Origin of the sequence: Corynebacterium sp. 74A, from assembly GCF_008930665.1 — a bacterium.
Lineage (GTDB): Bacteria > Actinomycetota > Actinomycetes > Mycobacteriales > Mycobacteriaceae > Corynebacterium > Corynebacterium megadyptis.
In genome coordinates, this window is sequence record NZ_PQMG01000002.1 from 52,502 (window position 1) to 78,182 (window position 25,681).

Below are 25,681 nucleotides of genomic sequence, written 5' to 3' on the forward strand. Positions count from 1 at the left end.
CTCGGGTGAGCTGACTCTCCACCCCGCATGGGGCGCTCATTACTATGAGCGTTATGAGTTCCCCCGACAGCACCGCCTCGCCCACGGACGATGTCAGTGGCCTGCTCAGCGCAGCCGTCGAGCACCTCGGCGGGGCACGCCGCGAGGGACAGGAAAAGATGGCCCACGCGGTCAGTTCTGCTCTCTTTCGCCAGCGGCACCTAGCCGTCCAAGCCGGCACCGGCACCGGCAAATCCTTGGCCTATCTGGTACCGGCCTTTCGCTATGCGCACGAGACCGATACCACCGTCATCGTCTCCACCGCCACGATCGCCCTGCAGCGGCAGCTCGTGGGCCGCGATCTACCGGCGCTCGTCGAGGGCCTACGCCCCCAGCTGCAGCGTGACCCCACCTTCGCCATCCTTAAAGGCCGCAATAATTACCTCTGTCTGCACAAGCTCGATGCCGAGGACCCCTCCCTGCCGATGGGTGAGGCAGAGGAGCAGCCCACCGAGCTCTCGGAGCTCGGCCAGCAGGTGCGCCGCATCACCGAGTGGGCGAATGAGACTGAGACCGGTGACCGCGATGATCTCGACATCGGGGTCAGCGACCGGGTGTGGAATCTGATGAGTGTGAGCTCAAAAGACTGCATGGGCGCGGCCACCTGCCCCTTCGGCGAGGATTGCTTTGCCGAGCAGGCCCGCCACCACGCCTCCGATGTGGATGTGGTGGTGACCAACCACGCCCTCTTAGCCATTGATGCGCTCTCCGATGTGGATATCCTCCCCGAGCATGATGCGGTGATCATCGACGAGGCCCACGAACTCGATGGGCGCATCACCGCAGTCTCCACGAACTCGTTGTCCTCGACCGCGCTGAAACTCACCGCCACCCGCGCCGGCAAGGTGGGCGTGGACGGCAAGGAACAGAAGCTCACCGAGCTCGCCGAAGAATGGGACCGCACCCTCGAGGCCGAGGACGCAGGGCGCTGGTTAGAGATCAGCGAGGAGGCGTCGGGAATGCTGCTGAGCGTGCGCAAGCAGTGCCGCAGCATGCTCTCCTCTCTCGAAGGCGGCGAGCTGGGCGAAGATCAGGAGACTGCGGCCGAGCGGCGTTCGTTGGGCAATCACGTGAGCGAGCTGGTGCATGCCATCGACCGCATCATGGAGGTCTTCGATACCGATAATCCCGCCCGGCAGCAGGATGTGGTGTGGCTCGATCGCCCCTATGCTTCCTCCCCGGAGGCGGCTGGGTTTTCCTCCAGCTCTCGGCGCGATTCACTGAACGTGGCCCCGCTCTCGGTGGCGCCGCTGCTGGCGCAGAAGCTATTTGCCACCTCCACCGTTGTGCTCACCTCCGCCACCTTGGCGCTGGGCGGCAACTTCAACGCGATGGCAGCCTCTTGGGGGCTGAAGCAGGGAAGCTGGGACAGCTTGGATGCGGGAACCCCTTTCGATACCCGCTCCTCGGGCATTCTCTACTGCGCCACCCATCTGCCCGCCCCAGGCCGCGACGGCATATCGCCACAGACGCTCGAAGAGATGCGCGAGCTCATCATGGCTGCCGGCGGCCGCACCCTGGGGTTGTTCTCCTCGAGGCGGGCCGCCCGCGAAGCGGCCGAAAAACTGCGCCCTGTGCTGCCCTTCGACATTCTGCTGCAGGGCGATGACTCCATTGGGGCGCTTGTATCCGAGTTCGCCAAACACGAGAACACGTGTCTTTTTGGCACTCTCACCCTGTGGCAGGGTGTCGATGTGCCGGGACGGTCGCTCTCGCTGGTGATGATTGATCGGCTTCCTTTCCCCCGCCCCGATGATCCACTCTTGCAGGCTCGTAAGGAGGCTGCCGACGCAGAACACCGCAATGGCTTCATGGAGGTCGCGGCCACCCACGCCGCCCTTTTGCTCGCCCAGGGCGCGGGCCGGCTTCTGCGTTCGGTCACCGACCGCGGTGTGGTGGCCGTGCTGGATCAGCGGCTTGTGACCAAACGCTATGGCTCTTTCCTGCGGCGCTCGCTGCCGCCGATGTGGGAAACCGCCGATCCGGCGGTGGTGCGCGGGGCGCTGCAGAGGCTGGTGCGCTCATGAATCTTGCAGCATTGCTTTTCGACGCCACCCTCCCCTCTCATACCGCCGTGGTGGACCCCGACCGCAGTATCAGCTACCCGCAGCTGCGCGCGGATATTCTCGACCTTGCCGGCGCGCTCCAGAGCAGCGGTGTCCGTGCGGGGGATGTGGTGGGCATCCAGCTGCCGAATGGGATCGACTTCGCCCGGAGCTTCTTCGCTGTTCTCGCCGCCGGGGCCGTGGCTACCCCTCTGGGCACCCATCTCTCCGACAAGGATGCCGCCGCCCAGCTCCGAGAGGCGGGGGCACAGCTGGCGCTGCGCAGCGGCGCTGATATCGCCGCCCTCGTGGAGCAGCCGCACACAGCACTGGCCAACTTCGCCGCCGCACGCGAGCAGGATCTCGCCTGCCTGCCGTTTTCCTCGGGCACGACGGGGGCGCCGAAGGCCGTGGAGCTCACCCACGGCAACCTATGCGCTAATGTGCTGCAATTCGCCGAGCGGGTGGGCATCGCCGCGGGCGAGACCTGCCTGTCGATGCTGCCGCTGAGCCATATCTATGGGCTCACGGCGCTGCTCACCGTGCCGCTGTACTGCCGTGCCCGCGTGGTCACCGCACCTTTTTCCGCAATGGAATTCCTGCGCAACCACGAGCGCTGGCAGGTGAACACGACTTTCATCGCCCCTCCCCTGGCGCGTCTTTTGGCACAGCACCCCGTGGTGGACGAGATTGATTTCTCCCACTGCACCCAGATGATTAGTGGAGCGGCCTCACTGCCGTCCACCATGGCGCGCGCCGCCATGCAGCGCACGGGCGTGCCGATCCGCCAAGGCTATGGGCTCACCGAGGCCTCGCCGGTGACGCACCTCTGCGTGGCGGGGTCGCCGCTGAACTCTATCGGCCCGCCGCTGCGCGATACCCAGCAGCGCATCGTTGATCCGTTGAGCCTGCAGGAACGTGAGCCCGGCGAGGTGGGCGAGCTATGGGTTGCTGGGCCGCAGGTGATGCGCGGCTATTCCGGGGCGGGGCCCGATTCTTATGGGGCACTCGTCGATGGCTGGCTGCGCACCGGAGATATGGCTTATGCCAATGATCGCGGTGAGGTGTTTATCGTGGACCGCTTGAAAGACATCATTAAATCCCACGGCTTCCAGGTCTCACCGGTGAAACTCGAGGAGATCGTCCTGGGCTGCCCTGGGGTCCTCGACTGCGCCGTGGTCTCCGGTGTCGGAGACGATGGCGAGGAGATGCCCGTGGCCTGTGTGGTGGCCGATGATTCCGGTGTGGAAGCGGCAGCGCTCATGCGCTTTGTGGCCGAGCGGGTCGCCCCTTTCGAACGTATCCGGCAGGTGCGCTTTGTGGAATCCATTCCCCGATCGGCGGCGGGCAAAACGCTGCGGCGGGTACTGCGCTCTTAAACCGGCAGCAGTATCGCCACGGTGACAAGGAGTGTCCACAGGCTTTCCCAGCGGCCCACCTTCTTGGCGCTGAGAGGGGCCTCGCCCTCAGCGATGCGGCGGTTGTTGATTGTGGGCAGCACGGCTGCTCGTACCACGAGGAGGCAGAACACGATGGCCGTGAACCACGATGCCTCACCGGCGAAGAACAATCCCACCGCCACCACAGCGGCGGCAACGTGCATGCCCAGCGAGATAGCCAGCATGCGGCGGCTGCCGCGGTCGCGGATCAGTGTTTTCACCAAGGGCACCGTGCCAGCGAAATACAGGGCCAGCAATAAGGTGGTGATCCACACACTGCGGTCGAGCTGATCAGTGATGGCGCACGCCACGGGAATCAACAGGCTCGAGGCCACGACCGTCGACAGTCCCGAGGCCAAGGAGCGGCCGCGTTTATTCCATGCCTCCCACACGGCGATAGCCACGAGCGGGCCGAAGAGCAGCGCGAAGGCAATGAGCTGGGGCTGGAACACCAGCACTATCAGGGATGCGAGCGCCGAAATCGCCCCATAGACATACATGGGAGTGGCGTATTGAGCGCGCCGATCACCGCGGGTAGCGGTGCGGACCTTGAGAAACAGCCCGGCGGCGAAGAAACAAAAGTATCCGCTCAACCATGCGATGGCGAGCGGAATATGCAAGGGATGCACCCCCGCGAGGAACACACCAATGAGGAAGGGAAGAATCACCATCACCCAAGCGCCGTGCTGATCTGGCACCCAGGCTCGATTGCGCTTGGGCCGTGGTGTGCGGCGCCGCGGTGCGGCGTCCGCGCGGGCGGAGAACCGTGATGATGAAGTATTCACAGGCCTTAGTGTAGGCGACGCTGTGCTAAGCCCACACTGTGATATTTATCCCTGCGGCCGGGGATCCTCCCCGTCTCCGGGCTCCTTGAAGCGCATGTCACGCTTCTCCGGCTGCTCCGGCCACTCCGAGGTTCCCTCCGGATGCTGGTACTCAGATCCCGAGTGCGCCTCCGGCTGCGCAGTGGGCTCGGGCGAGCTATAGCCCTGCCAGCTGCTCGGCCCCGAGCCGGTCGCGCCGTCGTTGTACTGGGAGTAATCCTCCTGCGGCTGCTGGTAGCCCTGCTGCGGATAGCCCTGCTCTGGGTACTGCTGGTAGCCGCCCTGCGGGTAGCCCTGCTGCGGATAGCCATCCTGGCCGGGCTGGCCATAGGCCGGATAGGCCCCGCCATTGTGCTGGTAGTAGCCCTGCGGCTGCGTCGCGTTGGTGGCGACGCCAGCATAGGGGGAGCTGGGATCAGCGAACAGCCCCGCCGGGCCGCGCGACTGCTCGTAGAGCACGGTCATGAATACGGCAATAAACGGACTGGTGACCACGGTGGCCACAAGCAACCAGTTGCCGACCATGCTCACGAGAATCACGAGCAGCAGTGCCAAGAGCACCACGCCGACGTTTTTGCTCACAACATCCTTGGAGCGTTTGATCGCGCCCCAGACACCCAGCTCGGGTTCACGCAGATACGCGATCTGGGAGAAGCACAGCAACACGCCCACGATGATGCCCGGAATGATAAGCAAGACCAAACCAATCAGGGTAAACAGTCCTACGAGAAGGCCGATGCCGAGGAAGCCCAGGAAACGATCAACCCGGAAGAACTCCTTAAACGACAGCTTGCCCTCGCGGAGCGCATCGCTGGAGGTGCGGTACAGGAAGAAGCTCGAGAGGAAGGTCAGCGCCATAAACAGCAACAGAAACAGGATCATGCTGCTGATCTCTGAGCCCGTGAGCTCCTCGTTGGCGCTCGCATCCGTGGCAAAGGATGTCAGGCCGAGTTGGCCTACTGCTATGGCCGTGGAGAGGATGGTAAACAGCAGATTGCCCAACACCAAGGGAACCCAGTTCTGGGCAAATACTTTCCACGAGATGGTCAGCGCGCTGCTCAAGTCTGGGGAACCGAGGGGTTGGGTTCCTCCAGTCTGGCCGTAACCGTCGTACGCGTTAAAGTTCGGATCCGGCTGTCCGCCGTAAGGATTCTGGGGGTAGGTCATGCCACAACGGTAGCGCATGCACTACGAGAACTGCACTAGTGGAAACAGTAGATAGCAGCGGCGGTCACAGACCCTGGCGCCACCTCTGTAAACCCAGCATCGGCCACCTCGACGGCGCCGGGCTGGGCGCAGAACTCGCGGAAGTGCGGCCGAGGCAGCTCACGGACCTGCAGTTCGAAGCCCGTGCGCGCCCACGTCCAGGCGTCCTCCACGGGTAGCGCCGCAGCCAACAGCATGGAGGCGTGCCCCACTTGCGCAGTTTGCTTGCCGACGCTCATCTGCAAATCCCGATCCACTGCTATCAGGGGCACATCCCGCAGCGGCGGCTCCTCCTCCACCGAAGGGAGATCAGTTCCGCCGATCTGCAGTTTCGCAATCATCGGATCGGTGTCTGCGATGGCCGAGGGTACACAGGCCCGTGCGTGGGCGTCGTTCACGCTGCACGTCACCCCAGGTACCTCTTGGGCGCGCCGCCAGTGGATATTCCGAGCGCGGCGCGATACCTTGCGGATCCTGGCACCGTACCAGCCCGCGAGCCCCGCAGCGTAGGCGGTATCGCCGCCGGCGCGCTCGTCGAGGCAGCACGCCACGACGGCCATTGCTGCCGCCGCAGACAGACTCAGCCGATCCGGTCGCTCATTCTTGGGCATGTGCAGCACGATCGGCATCGCCTGCACCGTAGAGGGATCGGAGGGATCCTCGTGATGAGGCGGCCGCGGCTCGCTGAGAGCAGCGAGCCGCGCATGGGCCACGCGGAAGCTATCGGGGATATCGCTCATGCGGATAGAAGAACTAGCTGTGAGTGGCAAGCGGCACGCGACGGAACGTGCCCTCTGCGAGGTCCTCGGAATCGATCTCTTCGCGTGAAATGCCGAGGATATGCAGGATCTCATCCATATACGGGTGGTTCACACTGGTGTCGGCGATCTCCTTGAGCGCCGGCTTGGCGTTGAAGGCAATACCGAGACCGGCGGCAGAGAGCATGTCGATATCGTTGGCGCCATCGCCCACGGCCACGGTCTGGTGCATCTGCAGCCCAGCGTCGGCGGCAAACTCCGACAGCAAGCGCGCCTTGGCAGCGCGGTCGACGATCTCCCCGATCACCTTGCCGGTGAGTTTCCCGTCCTTGATCTCGAGGGTATTGGCGCGCACATAATCCAGATCGAGATCGGCGGCGAGGTTCTCCAGCACCTGGATGAAGCCGCCGGAGACCACTGCGGCCCGGTAGCCCATACGCTTGAGGGTCCGGATGGTGGTGCGGGCACCGGGGGTGAGCTGAATATCGCGGGCCACCTCGTCGATGATGGAGGCATCCAGTCCCTCGAGCACGGCGACGCGCTCGCGCAGGGATTCCTCGAAGTCCAACTCGCCGCGCATTGCCCGATCGGTGACGTCCTTGACCTCGGCCTCTTTGCCCGCGTGCGCGGCAAGCATCTCGATGACCTCGCCGGTGATGAGGGTGGAGTCGCAGTCGAAGCAGATGAGGCGCTTGGAGCGGCGCTGCAGCCCCGCCCGTTCGATCGCAATATCAATGCCCAAGGAGGCGGTGAGTTCGGCGAGTGCCTTACGCAGGCTGACGCCGCCGCCAGGCTCGGGGTTGGCCACACTGACGAGCAGCTCGATTCCGGTGACGGGATAGTCGGAGAGGCCCCTAATGGTGTCGATATTCGCGCCATAGTCCGCCAGGGTTTGGCCGATGGCCGAGATATGCTGTGCCGTCACTGGGGAGCCGAGCACCACGACCGCGTGGGTGGACATGGGGCGGGTGGGTGAGAGTGCATCGCTGACTTCCACGGTGATCTGCATGCCATAGGCACGCATGGTCTCGGTGAGTCCGACGCGCAGCATCTCTTCATTGTCCACATTGAAGCCGACGAGCGCGGCCAGTGATAGGCGGCCACGGAACTGGGACTGCTCCACGTCTAAGAGCTGCACGCGATGGGCGGCAAGCACACGGAAGAAGGCGGCGGTCACTCCGGAACGGTCGGGACCCGTGACAGTCATGACGGCGGGTGTGAGCCCCTCCCGAAGGGTGGTGGAAATATCGCTGGTGGTGCTGGTGGCAAGCGCCGGAGTGGTCACGGTAGTTGCTGTCCTTCGAGATATCGATGCCCCTCCCAAAGCGCTATGGGCGCATGGAAGGCGGGCTAATGGCTCTGACAAATTTCTCACGCTACCCGCTTGCACGGTGTTTTCCTGAAGTTATGCCGCGTGGACCCGCCTTTTTAGGCCCATACGGGGGCGAATGGCCGCGGTGCACAACGCACAAAAGGCGCTACCGCCCGGCCACCTTGGAGGTGGATCCAGACGGTAACGCCTTAGTCGAGGAGGTTTCTAGGAGGTTATGTCCCTCGAACGTGGTGCCTAGTGGCGACCCACGTGTGCTTCCTTGCGCATGCGTTCAACCATGTGCGGGTAGTGCAGCTCGAACGCGGGACGCTCGGAGCGGATACGCGGTAGCGAGGTGAAGTTGTGGCCGGGGGGCGGGCAGGAGGTTGCCCACTCCAAGGAGTTGCCATAACCCCACGGATCGTCGACGGTGACGATCTCGCCGTAGCGCCAAGACTTGAACACGTTCCAGATGAACGGGATCACGGACAGCCCCAGGACGAAGGAGAACACCGTGGAGACCTGGTTCAGGGTGGTCCAGCCGTCGGACTCAAGGTAATCGGCGTAACGACGCGGCATACCCATGTTGCCCAGCCAGTGCTGAACTAGGAAGGTGCCGTGGAAGCCGATGAAGGTGAGCCAGAAGTGGATCTTGCCCAAGCCCTCGCTCAGCATACGACCGGTCATCTTCGGGAACCAGAAGTACACACCAGCGCAGGACGCGAACACGATGGTACCGAAGAGGGTGTAGTGGAAGTGAGCGATGAGGAAGTAGGACTCAGAGATGTGGAAGTCCAGCGGCGGGGAGGCCAGCATAATGCCGGTCAGACCACCGAAGAGGAAGGTCACCAGGAAGCCCATGGTCCAGATCATCGGGGTCTCCCACGAAATGTGACCGCGCCACATCGTGCCCACCCAGTTGAAGAACTTCACGCCGGTCGGAACCGAAATGAGGAACGTCATGAAGGAGAAGAAGGGCAGCAGGATAGCACCGGTGACGAACATGTGGTGGGCCCACACGGCCATGGACAGGGCACCGATGGAGAGGGTAGCGAAGACCAGTCCGACGTAGCCGAACATGGGCTTGCGGGAGAACACCGGCACGATCTCGGAGACGATACCGAAGAACGGCAGTGCCAGCACGTACACCTCGGGGTGGCCGAAGAACCAGAACAGGTGCTGCCAGAGCAGAGCGCCGCCGTTACCCGGGGCGTAGATGTGGCCGCCCAGCTTGCGATCATAAAGAACGCCCAGAGCAGCTGCAGTCAGCAGCGGGAAGATCAGCAGTGCGATCACCGAGGTAACAAAGATGTTCCAGGTGAAGATCGGCATACGGAACATGGTCATACCCGGTGCGCGGAGGCACAGGATAGTGGTGAGCATGTTGATAGCCGAGGCAATGGTACCGACACCGGTGGCGCCCACACCCACGATCCAGAAGTCCGAGCCGATGCCCGGGGAGTGGATGGCGTCATTCAACGGCGAGTACATGGTCCAGCCGAAGTCCGCAGCACCACCAGGGGTGAGGAATCCGGCGAGCATAACGAGACCACCGACGGTGGTGATCCAGAAGCCGAAGGCATTCAGGCGCGGGAAGGCAACATCCGGCGCACCGATTTGCAGCGGCATGACGTAGTTGGCAAAGCCCCACACGACGGGCGTGCCGTACAGCAGCAGCATCACCGTGCCGTGCATGGTGAACAGCTGGTTGAACTGCTCATTAGACAGCATCTGAAGGCCAGGCTCGAAGAGCTCTGTACGGATAAGCAGTGCCATCAAACCGCCGACAAAGAAGTAGGTGAAGGACACGATGATGTACATGATGCCCAGGACCTTGTGGTCGGTGGTGGTTAGCATCCGCCAGGCCAGATTACCCTTGCGAGCGTGACCTGTAGGCGCAGGCCGCGTGGGTGCGACCGGTTGGTCGACCCGTGGCGCTACAGCGGTCATAATTTCCTCCTGACTAGGTGGCGTTGAGAGATAAACCCCCACCGCCGACGTTCATACACTCCGTATCTTAAGGGAAGTATAAGTTTTTCTGCCAGTCCTCCTAGGATCTGGACTTGCCCCTACCTTAGCGGCTACCACTACTTTTGGGAACCAGAATAGGGTTTCCGCTGCGCCAATCGTCGCTCTACCTAAGAAAATGCTTAGGGATAGTGACGTCGAACACACTTTTTATGGAGAGACTACACCTAAAGGGGGGTTAGCTCGGCCGATAGGTGCGCGTCGATAAGCATGGCACTGATCGACGCGCCCGAGCAAGCCTCGTGAGACTTAGAAGTCCCAGTCATCGTCCGTGGTGGATTCGGCGGTGCCGATCACATAGGACGAGCCGGAGCCGGAGAAGAAGTCGTGGTTCTCATCGGCGTTCGGCGAGAGCGCGGAGAGAATAGCGGGCGACACCCGCGTCTCATCGGCCGGAAAGAGTCCCTCATAGCCAAGATTATTCAGCGCCTTATTGGCGTTGTAGCGCAAGAAGCGCTTGGCGTCTTCGGTCCAGCCGAGATCATCGTAGAGATCCTCGGTGTACTCGATCTCGTTTTCATAGAGGTCGTAGAGGAAGTCGAAGGTGTACTCCTTCAGCTCCGCACGCTCCGCCTCGGTGATCGCTTCGAGATTGCGCTGATACTTATAGCCAATGTAATAGCCATGCACGGCCTCATCGCGAATGATCAGGCGGATAACATCGGCAGTGTTGGTCAGCTTGCCGTGGCTAGACCAATACATCGGCAGATAGAAGCCCGAATAGAAGAGGAAGGACTCCAGCAACGTGGAGGCCACCTTCTTCCGCCGCGGATCATCGCCTTTGTAGTAGTCCAAGATGAGGTGAGCCTTCTTCTGGAGGTTCTCATTCTCCTCGGACCAGCGGAAGGCATCGTTGATCTCCGCAGTGGAGGAGAGCGTCATGAAGATAGAGGAGTAGCTCTTCGCATGCACCGACTCCATGAAGGCGATGTTGGTGTACACCGCCTCCTCATGCGGGGTAATAGCATCGGGGATCAACGACACGGCACCCACGGTGCCCTGGATCGTGTCCAGCATGGTGAGACCGGTGAACACGCGCATAGTGGCGCGCTGCTCCAGCTCATTGAGCGTGCTCCAGCTCTTGATGTCATTCGACAGCGGCACCTTCTCCGGCAACCAGAAGTTACCAGTGAGGCGATCCCAGACCTCCTGATCCTTCTCGTCGGGGATGGTGTTCCAGTCAATAGCTTGCACCGGGGTGGCGCGGCCAGGTTCGCCCGAGGTGATGTGCACGGGAGTCTGGGCTTCAGGATGAACCGCCATGGTTTCTTTCCCTTCTTATCTAGCAACGTCGCGCCTACGCGCGACACGTGAGCGCCCACGCCGTGTACCCGCCTCAATAGATAGAAGCGAGGACACGGCGTTGCGCATGGAGGACATACAACAATCGGTGCTATAGCAGTGGCGGCGCTCGCGCGCGCCACAATTAGAGCACCTAGCTTAACCCCCGCACGCCCCTCACGCACTACCGCTGGGCGCCGACTCGCCCCCTCCCCCAGCGCCGGCTTCGGTCCGGTGCAGGACACTGCCTATCAACGATATCGACACCCCATACCCCACCCTTGCCGCCGCGCTACCCCCGTTCGGTGAGAGAGCAAGGCTCACCTTCTTCGCGCCCGCCCGACATATAGATTCATGTGAATACCGACATAGAGAAATGCACAAACAATATTGACCATCCCCGATTGTCCGGCAAATAAACGTCTTAATAAATATTTTATTTACGTCCATCAGTACGTTAGACGCATTTACATTAGGCTTTACTAACATAGAACATGCAGGTAAACCATACTTTAAAAAGCTAGTGAAGCGGGCAGTGAATTAAACATCAGTGGGTGTGTGGTGCTACTATTTGAAGCATGACAACTTTTCCACAGGACCTCGCAAAGAAATTCAACGACCAGACCACGGCTGAAATTCAAGCCTCGATGATCTACCTCCAGCTCTCTTACGAGCTGGAGAACAAGGGCCTCACCGGCATGGCTGCCTGGATGCGCAACCACTCCGTCGAGGAGATGGGCCACGCCGAGCGCTTCTCGAACCACCTGCTCAACCGCGGCGTTGTTCCCCAGATCAACACCGTCAGCATTCCGGAGATGAAGGTCGTCCAGCCCATCGACGCCTTCAAGCTGGCTCTCGAGCACGAGAAGAAGGTTTCGGAAATGATCCGCGATCTCGTTCGTGCCGCCGACGAAGCCTCTGACTTCGACTCCCGCCCGATGCTCAACTGGTTCCTCGACGAGCAGATCGAGGAGGAGGCCACCGTCTCCGAGATCATCGATCGCCTCGCAGTGGCCGGTGAGGACGGCGCAGGCATCCTGCGCGTCGACGCCGAGCTGAACTCCGAGGGCTAAACCTCTCACCTCACCGCCGCGTTCCCGCACTGTCGGGACGCGGCGGTTCGCGTTCTGTGGCGCTACCGACACCGGAGGCGCTTATCGACGCCCGCCTATAGGCACACAACAACCCCCGTCTCAGCAGAAGCTGGGATTCGGGGGTTGTTGTGCATCTATCATCCGCCGCCCGCGGCGGGCAGCGGCTCACGCGCTAGCGCGTCGCCTCGGGCGAGTGCTCGGCGATACTACGCAGCGCCGAGGCTTGTGTTTGCTCCAAACTGCCGTTATTAGATACCTCTTCACCGAACTCATCAGCGGCGAGGTCTTCGAGGGTAGCCAGTTGCGAGTCGAGGAGGCTGGCCGGCATGAAGTGCCCAGCGCGGGCGTTCATGCGTTCGGCCGTGATTGCCTTGGAGGCCACGAGGTGTAAGAAGAACACACCCTCGGCCCCAGCCGCGAGAATGTCTCGGTAGGAGCGCTTCAGCGCGGAGCAGGCGAGCACAGTGGTCACGCCATCTTTATCCTGATCGGCGATCCACTGGCGCAGATTCTCCAACCATGGCCAGCGGTCCTCGTCAGTGAGCGGGATACCCGCTGCCATCTTGGCTTTATTGGCCTGCGGGTGGAAACTATCCGCATCGGCGAATACCGCCCCGAGTTCCGCGGCGAGATACTCCCCCACCACCGATTTTCCGGTGCCCGAGACACCCATGCACACGATGTGCCGCACGGTGGGGGTTGAGGTCGCGCCGCTAGCCTGAGCTGTCATTTAGAGTAGCGCTCCAATCTGGAACAGAATGTAGGAGAAGGCGAAGCCCACGATACCGATCAGTGTCTGGTTCACCGTCCAGGTCTTGAGCGTGGTGGCCACGTCCATGCCCATGAGGCGACCCACCAGCCAGAAGCCGGAGTCATTGACGTGCGAGGCGAAGACGGAACCGGCGGCGGTGGCCATCACGATGGTGCCCAGCTGCCATTCGTTATAGCCGGCTGCGGCGACCGCTGGGGCCATGAGTGCTGCGGCGGTCGTGAGAGCCACAGTGGCCGAACCCTGCGCCACGCGCAGCACGACGGCCACGAGGAAGCAGGCGAGAATAACGGGAATACCGATGCCCTCCATGGAGCTGGCCACAGCGTCACCAATACCGGAGGTGCGCAGCACACCACCGAACATGCCGCCGGCGCCGGTAATGAGCACCACCGAGCAGATCGGCCCGAGGGCACCATCGAGGGACTTCTCCATGGCGCTGCGGTCGAGCCCGCGGCGTGTACCCAGCACATAGGCGGCGGTAAGGGTGGCAATTAGCAGGGCGATAGCGGTGTTACCGAAGAAGGAGCCGATGCTCACCAGGGGCGAATCAGCGGCGATCCAGCCTTCGGCTACCGCCATGGAGGTACCGGTGTTGAGGAAGATGAGCAGCGGCGGGATGGCCAGCAGGGCCACGACGGAGCCCGCAGACGCCGGCTTGGCCGGCTGATCGTGGTCCATGGGTCCACCGGTGAGCAGCTCCGGCACGGGGAGGTTATACTTCGGGCCCAGCACCTTCGCGAGCACATAACCGGTGATGTACCACAGGGGGAACACCATGATGAGGCCAACGAGCAGGGTGACACCCACATCGGCGTTATAGAACTCTGCAGCCGCGATCGGACCTGGGTGCGGCGGCATGAACACGTGCATCACAGAGAAGGCGCCCACGGCGGGCAGGCCGTAGAGCAGGATCGGGCCGCCAAGGCGACGAGCCACGGCGAAGACCACGGGCAGCATGACCATCAAACCGGCGTCGAAAAAGATGGGGAAGCCGATAAACAGCGACGCCACACCGAGCGCGAAGGGTGCTTTGTCCTCACCGAAGCGCCGGATGAGCACATCAGCCAGGGATTGAGCACCGCCAGATGTTTCCACTAGCCTGCCCAGCATGGCTCCAAGCCCCACCAGAAGCGCCACGCTTCCTAATGTGGAGCCGAATCCGGAAACCATCACCCCAGGAATCTCAGCCACCGGGATACCAGTGGCGAGTGCGGTGACAGCAGAAATCAGAATGAGCACCAGAAATGCGTGCAGTTTCAGCCCGATGATGAGAAAGAGAATGAGCGCGATGGCACCCGCGGCAATACCGAGCAATGGCCCGGCCCCGAGTGTTTGTTCCCACGTTTCCATAGAAATCCTTTTCAGCTATGGTCCCGCCCCTGAATCCACGATGGCGGACATGAGAGCAGGAATGTCGGGTGCGTGTGATTAATCCACGAACGCACAGAAAAGAGGTCTACATCTCTTTTATCACCCGCTATGAACAACCAGACAACACCTCCCCTTAAAGAGGGGTGATGAGTGCTAATAACCCAACATTCAATCCTATCTATTTAGTGTTTTCGCAGCTCACGGCCCCCTTATTTCTATCTATAGGAAAAGCTATGCGCCCCGCTCATTGGCCCCGCACACGCAGCTGGCCCCGGCGAGTTCTCCCCCACGGGCGGTGTCCTGCATTTTCTCGGAAATAAACCGCCATTAGTGTTCTTGGACTACAGAAAAGAGTGAAGTGTCACAGCAACCATCGAGGAATTCGGGCTCTCTGCGCGTCACAATGAAACGGTGTTGGATTCTCATCGCATCCTCTCCCCCTCCGCCGATGGAGAGGTTCGGATTCCGGCCCTCGTACGCCATAACGGCATTCTGTATTGCTTCTTTGATCAACGCCCCCGTCCCCCACATGGCGTTGGCTCGGACTTCAATGGCGAAGTGATGGCCTCGGATCTGCCTAATCCCAATCGGCTGGCATATCTCCTCCGCGGTGCCGCCGGGCAGTGGTCCTCGCCCCGCACACTGCAGGGCGGACCGGCAGTATCCAGCGATGCCTGTGTGGCTTCGAGCCAGGGCCGGATGACGGTGGCCTATGCCTCGGTCAGCGGCCCCGTGTCCTACATCTCTTCGACTCGGCACGGCCCGCGCCTCGAGCCGTGGGTGGCCAGCGGCCCCTCTCCCGAAAAACTGGTCCACCGCAGACTCGACGAGCTCTATGTGCACTGGGAGGCCGATGCTCTATTCGCCACCTCGGGTTCCACTATCACGTGGGAGGGCGCAGCACTGGTGCCCTATGTGGTGCGGCAGGGCGAACGCACCCATATCCGCATCGCGCACGTGGTCGGCACCGATGTTCGTGTCTGTTCCGAGCCGATTGCCCATCCTGAGCTCAATCTGGACGAAACCAGCTTGTCGATATATCGGGGGCGCATTGTGCTCAACGCCCGCGTACAGGGCTTCGAGGGGCGTGGCGCGGGACGACGCTGTTGGGCAACAAGCGAGGATGGCCTGCACTTTAGCCCAGTGCAGGTGCGCGAGCTGGAGGATCCCGGCTGCAATGGCACCCAGCTCGGACCGTGGCTATTGCACCCTCGCGATAACCAGCAGCGCCGTGCCGGCGTGCTGAGCAACATGATTGATGGCAGCACCATCCCGCTCACCACCGGCAGTTTCGGCTATAGCGACGCCCTCCGAGTCGACGAGCGACTGCTGGTGGTTTTCGAAAGCGACGACTGCCTCGCGGAGCTCTACACCCCGCCGCTCGCCGAGTGGGAATAAGCAGGCCACCTCGGCCTTGGTGCGTGCTCTCACGCAGGAGGTTTAGCCGTGTCGACTGAGCTGCGGGTTGGATTGTGGTGGACTATCGATTACTACCTCTGCCGTATGAGTAGGCGTACGTGAGAACGCGATCGCGGTAGTCGAGATTACCATCATCACCGTGGCATAGATGGCTACCGGCACGAGGCCCTGATCGAGTTGGGTCAGGCGGGTAGCCACCAGCGGGGCCAGCCCAGCGCCCAGAATAGCGCCGAGCTGGAACGCCAAACCGGAGCCGGTATAGCGCTGCTCTGGCGGGAATTTCTCCGAGATAAAGGCTCCAATCGCACCGTATTGGGAGGGCTGTACCACACCCACCAGGGCGATGAGTGCAGGCCAGACCAGTACGGGGTCGCCGCTATCTAATAACGTGAGCGTGATCCACAGCCCAACAATGGTGAAGCCACCACCGGCCAGCATGACGCGCCGGCGGCCGAAAAGGTCACTGAGATGCGCGGCAAAGGGCATGGCAAAAATGGCGATGATGGAGCCGAGGGTGACCATCATCAGGCCATCTTCGCGCGTGATCGGATGCGGGTTGTCCGCGGTGGAAGCCACCAGATAGGGCACGAGGTAGGCGGCCTGCAGGCCTTGGATGAACAGTCCACCCGAGGCAGCAAGAGTGCCGAGCAGCAGCTCTTTGTGGGAGGAGCTGAGGATCTTTAGTAGCGGGGCACCCGTGTGCACATCGCCGCGAGAGCGGGCGGCCTCGAAATCGGGGGATTCCTTCACCTGAGAGCGCAGGTAGAGCCCGACCACCACGATCGCGGCGGAGAAGAGGAACGGCACTCGCCAGCCCCAGTCGGTGACAAAGTACTGGGAGGCATCGGCGAAGTGGTCGCCCGATATAGAGGAGAAGATCGCCAACACGAAGGTGGACAGCACAGCTCCGGCTGGCCCGCCGGCGATAGCAATCGAGGCCGCGAAACCGCGTTTACCGTCCTCCGAATGCTCCATAGCCATGAGGGTGGCGCCGGCCCATTCGCCGCCGACCGCGACACCTTGGACCACACGCAACACCACCAGAACAATGGGTGCGATGATGCCCACGTCGTCCGCACTGGGCATCAACCCAATGGCGACCGACACCAACCCCATGGTGAGCAGAGTGATCACCAGGACGTTCTTCCGGCCGTACTTATCACCGAAATGCCCGAAGGCCATGGAACCGAGGGGGCGAGAGATATAGCCGGTGAGCAGAATGACAAAAGACAGGGTCGTGCCCATTGCCGGCGAGAGCGTGGAAAAGAACAGCTGCGGGAACACCAGTCCCGCGGCAGCTGCGTACAGCAGGAAGTCGTAGTATTCCACGGTGCTGCCGAGGAAGGAGGAGATGAGCGCGCGACGCTTATCTGCCGTACTGCGGAGCACAGCCGAATCGGGAGTAGACATTATTTTTCTCCAAGGTATGAATAACGCGCCGTTCCTGCATGATTTGTTGTCGGCAGGAACGGCGCGACAATACGGTGGGGGATGAAAAGTGGTGGGACGAACGTTCCCACCACTGTGTTTCGTCTTGGGGTTTAACGGGCAGACCAGCGCACGGTGTGGGAGTTGTGCGCTGCCCGGCGCGGCAGTAGTCGGCCGTAGTGGTAGTCGAAGTGGTGATAGCGATAGAACTCGCGACTGGGCTGGCCGCGATACATCTCGCTGGGCTGGCGGCCAGAGTCGCCGCGATAATCTCCGGTGTCCATCCGGCCGAACCAGTGCAAGTCATAGATCTGTTGATCGCTCCATAGCTCCAGCAGCAATAGGTGATTCTTCAGCTCCACGTTCTCGTACCAGCAATAGCTCTCGCAGCCGGGTTCGCGGCGAGTATCGGCGATCTCGGCCGCTGTGAGTGCGCGCATCTCGGGATTGTCCTCCACGGCGTTGTGAATAGCGATACGGACTGGGGCGTCACCTGGCCAGAAAATCACCGAATCAGAGTTCTCTGTCAGTGTCTCCTCGCTGACCCATTGGCCGTTCTGGATCGCGAAGGACTCCGCTGCGTAGATCTCGGCGCCGACTGCACGCAGTAGCTGGTGATAGGTTGGATAGCTCTCACGTGCGCGCACTACCGCACTCCAACTGGTTTCATCCGCGACCAAGATACTCACTGCAAGGGCAGGCTCCCCGGGAACGAGACTGCGGTAAAGCTCGGCGCTGGGAAGCTGCTCACGCAGGTGGGCGATATCGGTACGCAGCGCCTCGGGATCGATGCCGTGGGCAGCGGGCTCGGCGATGTCATGAAGTACCCGTAGCATCGCTTCAGCACTCCTTTTCCAACTGAGTGGAGTAGTCGATCACCCAGTCAGGAGATGCATACGCAGGATCAGGGGTACGGCGTCGCACCACGATTTCCACCAGGTAGCCACCTAGATCATCGAAGGTGTCGAGATAGCCGAACTCGGCGGCATTGCCTCGCAATGGGGAGCCCATACACAGCTCGTAGCCGGCTGCAGCAGCGGTGTGAATAATGCGGTCCCATTCCGCGGAGTCGGTGGTCATAGTCGTAAATACGTGGTGGATGCCCGGGCCGCGAATATCGAAAAATTCGCGGTTGTAGTGACTGGGACCGTGGTTACACTCGATGATCTCGAAGGCGAAGTTCGAGCATGTGCCTTGCGCGGTGAAGTAGCCGTGGTCCACCGGTTCGCCACGATATTGCGAGCGATCCAGCCGCCCGGCGCCAGTTTCCCATGTCTTCATCTCATAGCGCTGAATGCCGAAGATAGCGCGATAGTGTTCGAGAGTGGCCATCACATCGTGGACCAGCACACCGAAGTGATAGATGCCTTCGGTCGGAAGGAGCGCGTCCGCACTCGCACCGCCGCCCATGGGGCGCTGTTCCGATACCATCTCCACCATAAATCCACCCAGTTCGGTGCGGGTGTCATAGAAGCGGCGCTGGGTGCCGTCCACCGTAGCGGAGTAGGCCTGTCGAATACCTAGCTCGGCGAAGTGGTGCGTGATAGCGGCATCGTTGGCGAGTTCAGGAACAGCTACCTGGATGAAGCAGATGCCCTCACGTTTGGTTCGGAGATGCTCATTAAAGGGAGATTCACCGCTCAACGGTTGAATGAGCTCAAAGGTGAGGTTCTCATTCGATCCCACCGCTGAGGCCCAACGACCGGGGGTTTCGGTGTTGTGGCGGCCATAGCTGATGCCGTCTTCGGGGGCGTGGGTGCCGCGTTCCCAGGAGGTGATGCCGTAGATCTTCTCGTAGGAGCGGACCGCGGCATCGAGGTCATAGACCACAACGCCAATGCGATTCAAAATAGTGGTGTTCATGGGCGAGTACCGAGTCCTTTCTCGGGCAGGGTTAATAGAACAGGCTGAGGTTTTTGACCAAGATGGTGGCCATATCGAAGCGGATCTCGCGCTCGAGAATGAGAAAATCGAAGGGTGCGGAGTCATCGCGGCGAATGATGTCGCGACGTTCACCAGCGATGTGATCTTGAGAACGCTCGCCGCGGCTGCGGTAGATGAAGAAATTCGAGCGCACGTCGTAATCGCCATCCTCACGGGCGTCTACGCGAATATTGGTGATGAGGTGACGTGAGCGGGAGGCGGGCTCTTCCGCCCACGCGGTCTGGGTCTGGAGCCGAAAGACACGCTGGCGAAGAAATTCCCAGTTTTCCTCGAAGTACACCGAGGTCCCCTTGGGGTAGAACTCGTGCTTGCGCTCGCGGTACACGCGGTTTTCGCGAACCGGTGCCCAATAGCAGATCTCTGGGTGTAGGCAGGTGAGCCAATCATCCCACTCCATGTTGTCAATGAGTTCTGCCTCGTCGAAGAGGAATCGTTGCAGACGTCGTTCGGTATCTGCATCCACAAGTGGGCGGCGATTAGCGATGTAACTTGGCTGAGATGCGGTGGCCATGGGTGCTCCTCGTTAATGTTGCGGGTGGCTGTGGCCGCGCTAGCTGCTGACCGCGGCGGCCGTGTCGGCAGCGGCTTCGATACGGGCAGCCTTTGCGTTTTCGGCGTCGATATCGATTTCGGCGGAGATGTTTTTGCTGTCTGCGTCATCCGGCATGACGGCGCTGAAGTCGGCCTCGGCCACTTCCGGCGTGCCGGAGCGCATCTCGACCAGTTCTTCCCAGCTGTGGCCGTTCATCATGTCGCGGTAGAAGCCGTACATGTTCAACGCGGCGTTATCGGAGTAGACGTGAGCGGTGGATCCACCGGGGTAGCCATCCTCGTCTTCGCTGACATCCACCCCACGCATGTTGTAGGTGAAGCCGGTCTCGCGGGCTTTGGCCCCACGGAGGATGCGCTGCATCTCCTCCCAGTTTTCGGCGTCGTCCTGCTCGAACATTCCGCCTGGGGAGAAGGTCCGCATCACGTCCATGCGGATGGCTTCCTTTATTTCCTCGGGGGCGTCCTTCGGCACGAAAGCCCAAGACCAAATCTCCATCTCATGCGGCCCACGCGGATGGGTAACACGGAAGGTGTAGTTGCCCAGCAGCATGAAGTTAGGGAAGACATTCATATGCCCTCGTACCTCTCGGAACTCGCCTAAGCGTTCTTCAATGGAGGAGCGCACGCTGTTTTCCCATTCGATCAGGCTGGGAGTGGTGTTGGGGATCTCTTGTCCGCGACGGCCAAACCACGCGCCGCCGTGACCAAATGGACTGAAGAACTGACGGCCGGTGGGGATCTTCTCACGGCCTTTCTTGCGGTCGAAGGTGTCTGAACCGCTCGCCAATGCCTCCACTGCGGAGACGTGGGAAATCTCGGAGTGCTGCATATCGCTGGTCGGCTGTTCCACATTAAACTTCCAGTTCGCCGGCAGCACCCACTTATGCACGGCTATAGCTTCCATGCCGCCCGCGTAGCGGTCGATGTAGCCATCCAAGTAGTACTTGGCGTTGCCCAAATACTCTTCCAAGGGCGGGATCGTCTCATCCCACGAACCGAAGATGAAGCCTTTGTAATTCTCGATACGCGGCACGGACACCGCACTGAGCTTGGTTTTATCAATTCCCTGCGGGTAGGCGGTTTTCTCATGCGGGATGCTCACGAGCGTGCCATCCAGTCCATAGGCCCAACCATGGAAGGAACACATAAAACTCTTGGCCTGTCCCCGATCAGCGCGGCAGATCCGCATGCCGCGGTGGCGGCACTGGTTCATGAACGCGCGCACGCTACCGTCTTTTTGCCGGACGACGACCACCGGATCTTCGCCGATATAGGTCTGAATATAGCTGCCCTTCTTGGGCAGCATTGTCTCGTGGGCGAGGAACACCCACGTGCGCTTCCATACCTGTTCGAGTTCTTGGGAGTAGATCTCATCGTCGGCAAAGATCTTTCCAGAGACATATCCCCCGACGGGGTCGATCAATTTCGTCATATCAACCATTACTGGTTGCCTCCTCGTTGTCTATTGACTCCGCTGCGGTGCGCGGGACCTGTCTCCTCACGCGGAAGCGATGGAATCGAATGACTGTTGTTATGGGCTGAGATGCAACTCAACAAACACTGGATATGTGCTGTAGGTCACTGTGTAACTAACAACATAACGAGGCGACGCTCACCACCGTGGCTCTTTTCCGATAGGCGGAACAACACCAGGCATGAGCTGGACATATACAGCAAAAACCGGCCCCTACCCGTGGTAGGTGCCGGTGAAAGCGTGTACGTAAACTAGCGGTTCAACGCGGGGTTCTGAGGCCCCTCGTCGGAACGATGTTTAGTGATCGTCCCAGTGATCGCCGTGCTTGGCGTGGCGGTGACCATCGTGGATGTAGTCCACGTGATCGCCGTGCTTTACGGCCTCGTGGCCACAGCCTTCGCCGTGCTCGTGGTCGTGCCCCTCGTGGACGGTGTGAGCATCCTGCTCGCACTCGACCCACTGGCCATCGACCTTGCGATGAATGTGGCCGTCGTGGGCGTAGTCGGTGTGATCGCCGTGAGTGAAGGCGGTGTGTCCGCAGTCCTCGCCGTGCTCGTGATCGTGGTTCTCGTGTACGTGAGTCATCTTAAAACACGCCTTTCTTTCAAACAGATCCTTGGGGGATTGCCTCCAGTTGGGAACAATCAGTTTCCCGGTGGGAAACTCTCTTCGACCTTATCTTTTCACTAAGGGGCCGTTATTGCAAATCCGCTGGTAGAAAAGACCTACATCTATATGGGAAGGATCTCTTCGAGTGCCACAATGAGATCGTCGTCATAGGGTTCGGTTTTGGGCCCGAAACGGCCGCTGACTTCGCCGGAGTCATCCACAAGGAACTTCTCGAAGTTCCAAGAGATCTCCTCTCCCCCGGTCTTTTCCTTCAGGTGTGCAAAGAGCGGATGCGCTCCCTCACCGTTCACATCGGCCTTAGCGAGCATCGGAAACTCCACTCCGAAGTCCTGGCGCACGAACTCGGCGATCTCGGCATCACTGCCCGGCTCTTGCTCGCCAAATTGATTGCAGGGCATGCCGATCACATAGAAGCCACGCATCATGTACTCCTCGAAGAGCTCCTGCAGCTCCTCGTATTGTTCGGTGAGCCCGCACTCGGAGGCGGTGTTCACAATCAGTAGGGCATGGCCAGCCCAGGTGCCCATGGTGGTCTTTTTGCCATCGATAGTGGTCACGGGAATGTCATAAAAAGTGCTCATGCTCCCAGCCTACGCACAGGAACGATCGAGGATACTGCGATAGGTGTGCGGCTCAGCACCATAGCCGGTGGCGGCGTCGATGGCGTGGAAAAAGTCGCGTTCCGCCCCCGGTTTCGCCAGCGAGCGGGCGGAGATAGACAGTCGGACTGTATTGCCGCGGGCGGCGCCGCGGCGGGCGGCTTTGGCGATGCTGCTGCGCCACCAGGAGACACTGCCATAGCCTTCACCCACGGAAAGATTGCGGGTGCGCACGAAGTCACCGGTTTGAAAATCGTAGATACCTTTGGTGGAGGCACCACCGCGAAACCCCAGTTCAGGCAGCACCTGCAGGGTGCCGGTGGACATGCGCCAGCGCGGCGGGGCAAAGAGGTCGAGCTCGAAACCGACATCGTCCATCAGCCGCAGCGCCCCACGGAGCCGCAGCCGCGCCTCGTGGGCAGGCAGCGTGGCGAACTCGGTGCGGCGGCCCTGCACCGAGGCATCGAATCCGTTGAGCACGAGGGCATGGCCCTGCTCAGTGCAGTCGCGCAGCCACTCTTGGGTGGCGCGATCGCGCTTCAGCCGCCACTCCTCGATCCGCGGCGCCACCAGAATGGACACCGGCAGATCTCGGCACTGACACCGCTCCACAAACGCGGCCGCATCGTCGATGGTGCTAGCGAAAACCGAGGTGAGTGAAACCAGCAGCGTGGGATGCATAGCGCGATTATCGCACCCCAGCGCCGCGCCCGCAGCGCGAGCAGCCCTAGGTTCAGGCCGCTAGGGCAGGCGCTCTTGGTGGACGGCGTCGTCGAGGCTGCGAGCGTGGTTCCAGCCGAAGCGCACCAAATCCGGCACCTCCTCGAGGTGGCTCACCGGCCCCACGCACAGCCAGGCCACGGGGCGCTGGCGGCCCGTGCAGCCCACGAAGTCGGCCAGAAAGTCCTCCTCATAGAAGCTCACCCAGCCCATACCCAGCCCCAGCGCGGTCGCAGCGAGCCACATGTTCTCAATGGCGAGGGTGACGCTCATCAACCCGGTCTCATCGATGGTGTGGCGGCCCAAAATATGCGGCCCACCCCGCTCCGGATCATAGGTCACCACAATCCCAGTGCCGGACTCGCGAATCCCCTCGATCTTGATGGGATTGAATACCTCTTTGCGCTCTGCCGGCAGCGAGTCCGCGAAGGCGCGGCGGCGCTCGGCCACGTGCGCGGCAAAGGCCTCGAGACGGGCCGTATCCTGCACCACCACAAAGTCCCAGGGCTGGGAGTTACCCACCGAGGGGGCCGCATGGCCGGCGCGGAGAATACGGCGAAGCGAGTCGGCGTCGATACGCTCGCCGGTGTATTCGGCCCGCACATCGCGGCGCCGGGAGATGGCGTCGAAAAGCTCCATGCTAGGCCGCCCCCGCCTGATCGAGCACCCAGGCGTATTCGAAGGCGGTCTGCTTCCACTTGTCGTAGCGGCCGGAGACACCGCCATGACCAGCAACCATCTCGGTCTTGAGCAGGAACTGACCGCCGGTCGCGGTAGCGCGCAGCTTCGCAATCCACTTCGCCGGCTCCACGTAGAGCACGCGGGTGTCATTGAGCGAGGTGATCGCCATGATATTGGGATAGTTCTGGGCGCACACATTCTCGTAGGGAGCGTAGGTGGCGATGTAGTCATAGACCTTCGCATCGTGCAAAGGATCGCCCCACTCCTCCCACTCGGTCACGGTGAGCGGCAACTCCGGCATGAGAATGGAGGTCAGCGGATCCACGAAGGGCACAATCGCCTGGATCGCGGCGAACTTCTCGGGGGCGAGGTTGGCCACCGCGCCCATGAGTAGCCCGCCCGCGGAGCCGCCCTGGGCCACCAGCTGCTGCGAGGTGGTCATGCCGGAATCCAGCAGGTAGTCGGCGCAGGCAATGAAGTCGGTGAAGGTATTCATCTTCTTCAGCATCTTGCCCTCGTCATACCAGGCACGGCCCATCTCGCCGCCGCCGCGAATATGGGCGATGGCGATCACCATGCCTCGATCCATCAGCGATAGCGCGGAGACAGAAAAGCCCGGCTCATTCGACATCTCATAGGAGCCATAGCCGTAGAGCATGGTCGGATGGGGCTGGGAGAGGTCCAGATCGGCACGACGAATCAGCGAGATCGGGATGCGCGAACCATCGCTGGCGGTGGCCCATTCCCGCGTGGCGGTGTAGTCATCGCGCTCATAGCCGCCGAGCACCTCCTGCTCCTTGCGCACGATGCGCTCGCCGGTGGCCACCACATAGTCCAGCACCTGGGTGGGCGTGGTGTAGGAGCTATAGCCCATGCGCAGCACCGGGGCGTGCCACAGCGCATTGGAGCCGAACCCAGCGGAATAGAGCTCCTCATCGAACTCGATCGGCTCGAAATTCCCAAAGTCGGCACCGTATAGGTCCATAATGGCCAGCCGCGCCAGCCCCGCGCTGCGGTAGCTGAGAACCAGCTGCTCAGCGAAGCAGTCCACACCCTCGAGGCGCACGTCCTCGCGGTGTGGCAGCAGCTCGTGGAGGTCCTCCACCGTGGTCAGCTCGCCCACGGGGGCCCAGCCCAGTGCGAAATTGGGGCCGGTGGCGTTGTGCAGCACCAGCCAGCGGTCCTCGCCGCCCACCACGGCGTGATCCACCCCGTACTCGACGCCGGGGGTGCGGGGCATGAGGCATGTGAACTCGCCGGTGGGATCAGACATCGGGCACACCCACTGCTCGGAGGTGAGCTTGGAGGAATCGTCGATCACCAGATACTTATTGGAGCGCGTTTTCCCGATGCTCACCCAGAACTTCTCGTCCGGCTCGTGGAAGATGCGCACATCCGCGGCGGCGTCGGTGCCGATCTCGTGACGCCACACCGAGTCGGGGCGCCAGGCCTCATCGACGCGGGTGTAGAAAATATAGCGCTCATCCTCGGAGAACAACGCCCCGTAGAAGGTGTCGGCGATACGATCCGGGAGCAGCTCGCCCGTGCTGAGGTCCTTGATCACGAGCTCGAAGCGCTCATCGCCGCTGGTATCGGTGGAATAGGCCACATAGCGCCCGGATCGGGTGGCGACCATCGCCCCGAGGGAGAAGAAGTCATGGCCCTCGGCGAGGGCGTCCATATCCAGCACTACTTCCTCGCGCGGATGCGGGCTGTCCGGGTGGATCTCCGGCGGAGTCCAGGAGTCGTCCTCCACGGGGATGCGGCAGGAGCGCCCATAGGACTTGCCTTCTTCGGTGCGGCCGAAATACCAGTACTTCTCCGTGCGCGAGGGCACGGACATGTCGGTTTGCTTGATGCGGGAGGAGATCTCGGAGAAAATTGCCTCGCGCAGCGGTGCTAGGTGCGCGGTTTCCTGCTCGGTATAGGCGTTTTCCGCGTTGAGATACTCGATCGTCTCGGGGGCGGTTTTCTCCCGCATCCATTCATAGTTGTCCACAAAGCTGCGGCCATGGTGGGTGCGGGTGATCGGTCGGATGTCAGCGACAGGGGGCTGTACGGTCAT

Annotated in this window: 22 protein-coding genes; 4 read left to right on the forward strand and 18 right to left on the reverse strand. The window is 61.4% G+C overall.

From position 1 onward, the window contains the following. Nucleotides 1–53: 53 nt before the first annotated feature. Nucleotides 54–2,066 (forward strand): ATP-dependent DNA helicase, encoded by a 2,013-nt coding sequence (locus GBB11_RS03250; protein ID WP_151549901.1) that lies wholly within the window; start codon nt 54–56, stop codon nt 2,064–2,066. Then, the gene (locus GBB11_RS03255; RefSeq protein WP_151549900.1) at nt 2,063–3,463 is read left to right on the forward strand and encodes a class I adenylate-forming enzyme family protein; all 1,401 of its coding nucleotides are present in this window, start codon (nt 2,063–2,065) and stop codon (nt 3,461–3,463) included. The genes GBB11_RS03250 and GBB11_RS03255 overlap by 4 nt, the downstream gene beginning before the upstream one ends. Here GBB11_RS03255 and GBB11_RS03260 read toward each other — a convergent pair. The 6 genes from GBB11_RS03260 to nrdF all read right to left on the reverse strand — a co-directional run bounded on the left by GBB11_RS03260 (nt 3,460) and on the right by nrdF (nt 10,914). After that, complete coding sequence (locus GBB11_RS03260; protein ID WP_151549899.1) at nt 3,460–4,308, reverse strand: YwiC-like family protein; 849 nt, start codon at nt 4,306–4,308, stop codon at nt 3,460–3,462. The genes GBB11_RS03255 and GBB11_RS03260 overlap by 4 nt on opposite strands. Before the next feature lie 45 nt (nt 4,309–4,353). Then, complete coding sequence (locus GBB11_RS03265; RefSeq protein WP_151549898.1) at nt 4,354–5,514, reverse strand: hypothetical protein; 1,161 nt, start codon at nt 5,512–5,514, stop codon at nt 4,354–4,356. Nucleotides 5,515–5,549: 35 nt separating this feature from the next. Then, a complete protein-coding gene (locus tag GBB11_RS03270) occupies nt 5,550–6,293 on the reverse strand; it encodes a peptidyl-tRNA hydrolase (protein WP_151549897.1) in 744 nt (247 codons plus the stop codon). 13 nt (nt 6,294–6,306) lie between these two features. Next, nucleotides 6,307–7,518, reverse strand: a complete 1,212-nt coding sequence (serB, locus tag GBB11_RS03275) for a phosphoserine phosphatase SerB (RefSeq protein WP_225979248.1) — start codon at nt 7,516–7,518, stop codon at nt 6,307–6,309. 360 nt (nt 7,519–7,878) lie between these two features. Beyond that, nucleotides 7,879–9,573, reverse strand: a complete 1,695-nt coding sequence (gene ctaD / locus GBB11_RS03280; protein ID WP_151529781.1) for a cytochrome c oxidase subunit I — start codon at nt 9,571–9,573, stop codon at nt 7,879–7,881. A 327-nt stretch (nt 9,574–9,900) separates the two neighbouring features. Then, nucleotides 9,901–10,914: a class 1b ribonucleoside-diphosphate reductase subunit beta gene (nrdF, locus tag GBB11_RS03285; RefSeq protein WP_151549895.1), complete on the reverse strand. Its 1,014-nt coding sequence runs from the start codon at nt 10,912–10,914 to the stop codon at nt 9,901–9,903. Nucleotides 10,915–11,510: 596 nt separating this feature from the next. Here nrdF and GBB11_RS03290 point away from each other — a divergent pair. Continuing rightward, on the forward strand, nt 11,511–12,005 hold the full coding sequence (locus GBB11_RS03290) for a ferritin (RefSeq protein ID WP_151549894.1): 495 nt from the start codon (nt 11,511–11,513) through the stop codon (nt 12,003–12,005). Between the two features lie 193 nt (nt 12,006–12,198). Here GBB11_RS03290 and GBB11_RS03295 read toward each other — a convergent pair whose 3' ends face one another. Both GBB11_RS03295 and GBB11_RS03300 read right to left on the reverse strand, forming a co-directional pair. Then, nucleotides 12,199–12,756 carry a gluconokinase gene (locus tag GBB11_RS03295; RefSeq protein ID WP_151549893.1) on the reverse strand — a complete coding sequence of 186 codons (558 nt, stop codon included), beginning with the start codon at nt 12,754–12,756 and terminating at the stop codon, nt 12,199–12,201. Beyond that, the gene (locus GBB11_RS03300; protein ID WP_151549892.1) at nt 12,757–14,148 is read right to left on the reverse strand and encodes a GntP family permease; all 1,392 of its coding nucleotides are present in this window, start codon (nt 14,146–14,148) and stop codon (nt 12,757–12,759) included. It lies immediately after the preceding gene. A 432-nt stretch (nt 14,149–14,580) separates the two neighbouring features. Here GBB11_RS03300 and GBB11_RS03305 point away from each other — a divergent pair, with 432 nt between their 5' ends. Next, nucleotides 14,581–15,567: a sialidase family protein gene (locus GBB11_RS03305; RefSeq protein ID WP_151549891.1), complete on the forward strand. Its 987-nt coding sequence runs from the start codon at nt 14,581–14,583 to the stop codon at nt 15,565–15,567. 42 nt (nt 15,568–15,609) lie between these two features. On the opposite strand, the gene GBB11_RS03310 is transcribed toward GBB11_RS03305, so the two are convergent. The 10 genes from GBB11_RS03310 to GBB11_RS03355 form a co-directional block, all read right to left on the reverse strand. Then, nucleotides 15,610–16,998, reverse strand: coding sequence for an MFS transporter (locus GBB11_RS03310; RefSeq protein WP_151549890.1), 1,389 nt, complete (start codon nt 16,996–16,998; stop codon nt 15,610–15,612). A 131-nt stretch (nt 16,999–17,129) separates the two neighbouring features. Further along, on the reverse strand, nt 17,130–17,852 hold the full coding sequence (locus tag GBB11_RS03315; protein WP_151549889.1) for a putative quinol monooxygenase: 723 nt from the start codon (nt 17,850–17,852) through the stop codon (nt 17,130–17,132). A gap of 4 nt (nt 17,853–17,856) precedes the next feature. Next, complete coding sequence (locus GBB11_RS03320) at nt 17,857–18,879, reverse strand: VOC family protein (RefSeq protein ID WP_192796371.1); 1,023 nt, start codon at nt 18,877–18,879, stop codon at nt 17,857–17,859. A gap of 31 nt (nt 18,880–18,910) precedes the next feature. Next, the gene (locus GBB11_RS03325; RefSeq protein WP_151549887.1) at nt 18,911–19,471 is read right to left on the reverse strand and encodes an aromatic-ring-hydroxylating dioxygenase subunit beta; all 561 of its coding nucleotides are present in this window, start codon (nt 19,469–19,471) and stop codon (nt 18,911–18,913) included. A 39-nt stretch (nt 19,472–19,510) separates the two neighbouring features. Beyond that, a complete protein-coding gene (locus GBB11_RS03330; RefSeq protein ID WP_151549886.1) occupies nt 19,511–20,953 on the reverse strand; it encodes an aromatic ring-hydroxylating dioxygenase subunit alpha in 1,443 nt (480 codons plus the stop codon). Between the two features lie 330 nt (nt 20,954–21,283). Next, nucleotides 21,284–21,571, reverse strand: coding sequence for a hypothetical protein (locus GBB11_RS03335; protein WP_151529787.1), 288 nt, complete (start codon nt 21,569–21,571; stop codon nt 21,284–21,286). 146 nt (nt 21,572–21,717) lie between these two features. Next, nucleotides 21,718–22,197 carry a glutathione peroxidase gene (locus tag GBB11_RS03340; protein WP_151549885.1) on the reverse strand — a complete coding sequence of 160 codons (480 nt, stop codon included), beginning with the start codon at nt 22,195–22,197 and terminating at the stop codon, nt 21,718–21,720. A 9-nt stretch (nt 22,198–22,206) separates the two neighbouring features. Beyond that, on the reverse strand, nt 22,207–22,896 hold the full coding sequence (locus tag GBB11_RS03345) for a DUF2334 domain-containing protein (protein ID WP_151549884.1): 690 nt from the start codon (nt 22,894–22,896) through the stop codon (nt 22,207–22,209). A 60-nt stretch (nt 22,897–22,956) separates the two neighbouring features. Beyond that, nucleotides 22,957–23,574 (reverse strand): 5,6-dimethylbenzimidazole synthase, encoded by a 618-nt coding sequence (bluB, locus tag GBB11_RS03350; protein WP_151549883.1) that lies wholly within the window; start codon nt 23,572–23,574, stop codon nt 22,957–22,959. A 1-nt stretch (nt 23,575) separates the two neighbouring features. Then, nucleotides 23,576–25,681, reverse strand: coding sequence for a S9 family peptidase (locus GBB11_RS03355; RefSeq protein WP_151549882.1), 2,106 nt, complete (start codon nt 25,679–25,681; stop codon nt 23,576–23,578).

Coding starts and splice junctions, on each gene's coding strand:
- GBB11_RS03250 (WP_151549901.1), top strand. CDS start 54: ATGAGTTCCCCCGACAGCACCGCCTCGCCCACGGACGATGTCAGTGGC.
- GBB11_RS03255 (WP_151549900.1), top strand. CDS start 2,063: ATGAATCTTGCAGCATTGCTTTTCGACGCCACCCTCCCCTCTCATACC.
- GBB11_RS03265 (WP_151549898.1), bottom strand. CDS start 5,514: ATGACCTACCCCCAGAATCCTTACGGCGGACAGCCGGATCCGAACTTT.
- GBB11_RS03270 (WP_151549897.1), bottom strand. CDS start 6,293: ATGAGCGATATCCCCGATAGCTTCCGCGTGGCCCATGCGCGGCTCGCT.
- serB (WP_225979248.1), bottom strand. CDS start 7,518: ATGACTGTCACGGGTCCCGACCGTTCCGGAGTGACCGCCGCCTTCTTC.
- ctaD (WP_151529781.1), bottom strand. CDS start 9,573: ATGACCGCTGTAGCGCCACGGGTCGACCAACCGGTCGCACCCACGCGG.
- nrdF (WP_151549895.1), bottom strand. CDS start 10,914: ATGGCGGTTCATCCTGAAGCCCAGACTCCCGTGCACATCACCTCGGGC.
- GBB11_RS03290 (WP_151549894.1), top strand. CDS start 11,511: ATGACAACTTTTCCACAGGACCTCGCAAAGAAATTCAACGACCAGACC.
- GBB11_RS03295 (WP_151549893.1), bottom strand. CDS start 12,756: ATGACAGCTCAGGCTAGCGGCGCGACCTCAACCCCCACCGTGCGGCAC.
- GBB11_RS03300 (WP_151549892.1), bottom strand. CDS start 14,148: ATGGAAACGTGGGAACAAACACTCGGGGCCGGGCCATTGCTCGGTATT.
- GBB11_RS03310 (WP_151549890.1), bottom strand. CDS start 16,998: ATGTCTACTCCCGATTCGGCTGTGCTCCGCAGTACGGCAGATAAGCGT.
- GBB11_RS03315 (WP_151549889.1), bottom strand. CDS start 17,852: ATGCTACGGGTACTTCATGACATCGCCGAGCCCGCTGCCCACGGCATC.
- GBB11_RS03320 (WP_192796371.1), bottom strand. CDS start 18,879: ATGAACACCACTATTTTGAATCGCATTGGCGTTGTGGTCTATGACCTC.
- GBB11_RS03325 (WP_151549887.1), bottom strand. CDS start 19,471: ATGGCCACCGCATCTCAGCCAAGTTACATCGCTAATCGCCGCCCACTT.
- GBB11_RS03330 (WP_151549886.1), bottom strand. CDS start 20,953: ATGGTTGATATGACGAAATTGATCGACCCCGTCGGGGGATATGTCTCT.
- GBB11_RS03335 (WP_151529787.1), bottom strand. CDS start 21,571: ATGACTCACGTACACGAGAACCACGATCACGAGCACGGCGAGGACTGC.
- GBB11_RS03340 (WP_151549885.1), bottom strand. CDS start 22,197: ATGAGCACTTTTTATGACATTCCCGTGACCACTATCGATGGCAAAAAG.
- GBB11_RS03345 (WP_151549884.1), bottom strand. CDS start 22,896: ATGCATCCCACGCTGCTGGTTTCACTCACCTCGGTTTTCGCTAGCACC.
- bluB (WP_151549883.1), bottom strand. CDS start 23,574: ATGGAGCTTTTCGACGCCATCTCCCGGCGCCGCGATGTGCGGGCCGAA.
- GBB11_RS03355 (WP_151549882.1), bottom strand. CDS start 25,681: ATGACCGTACAGCCCCCTGTCGCTGACATCCGACCGATCACCCGCACC.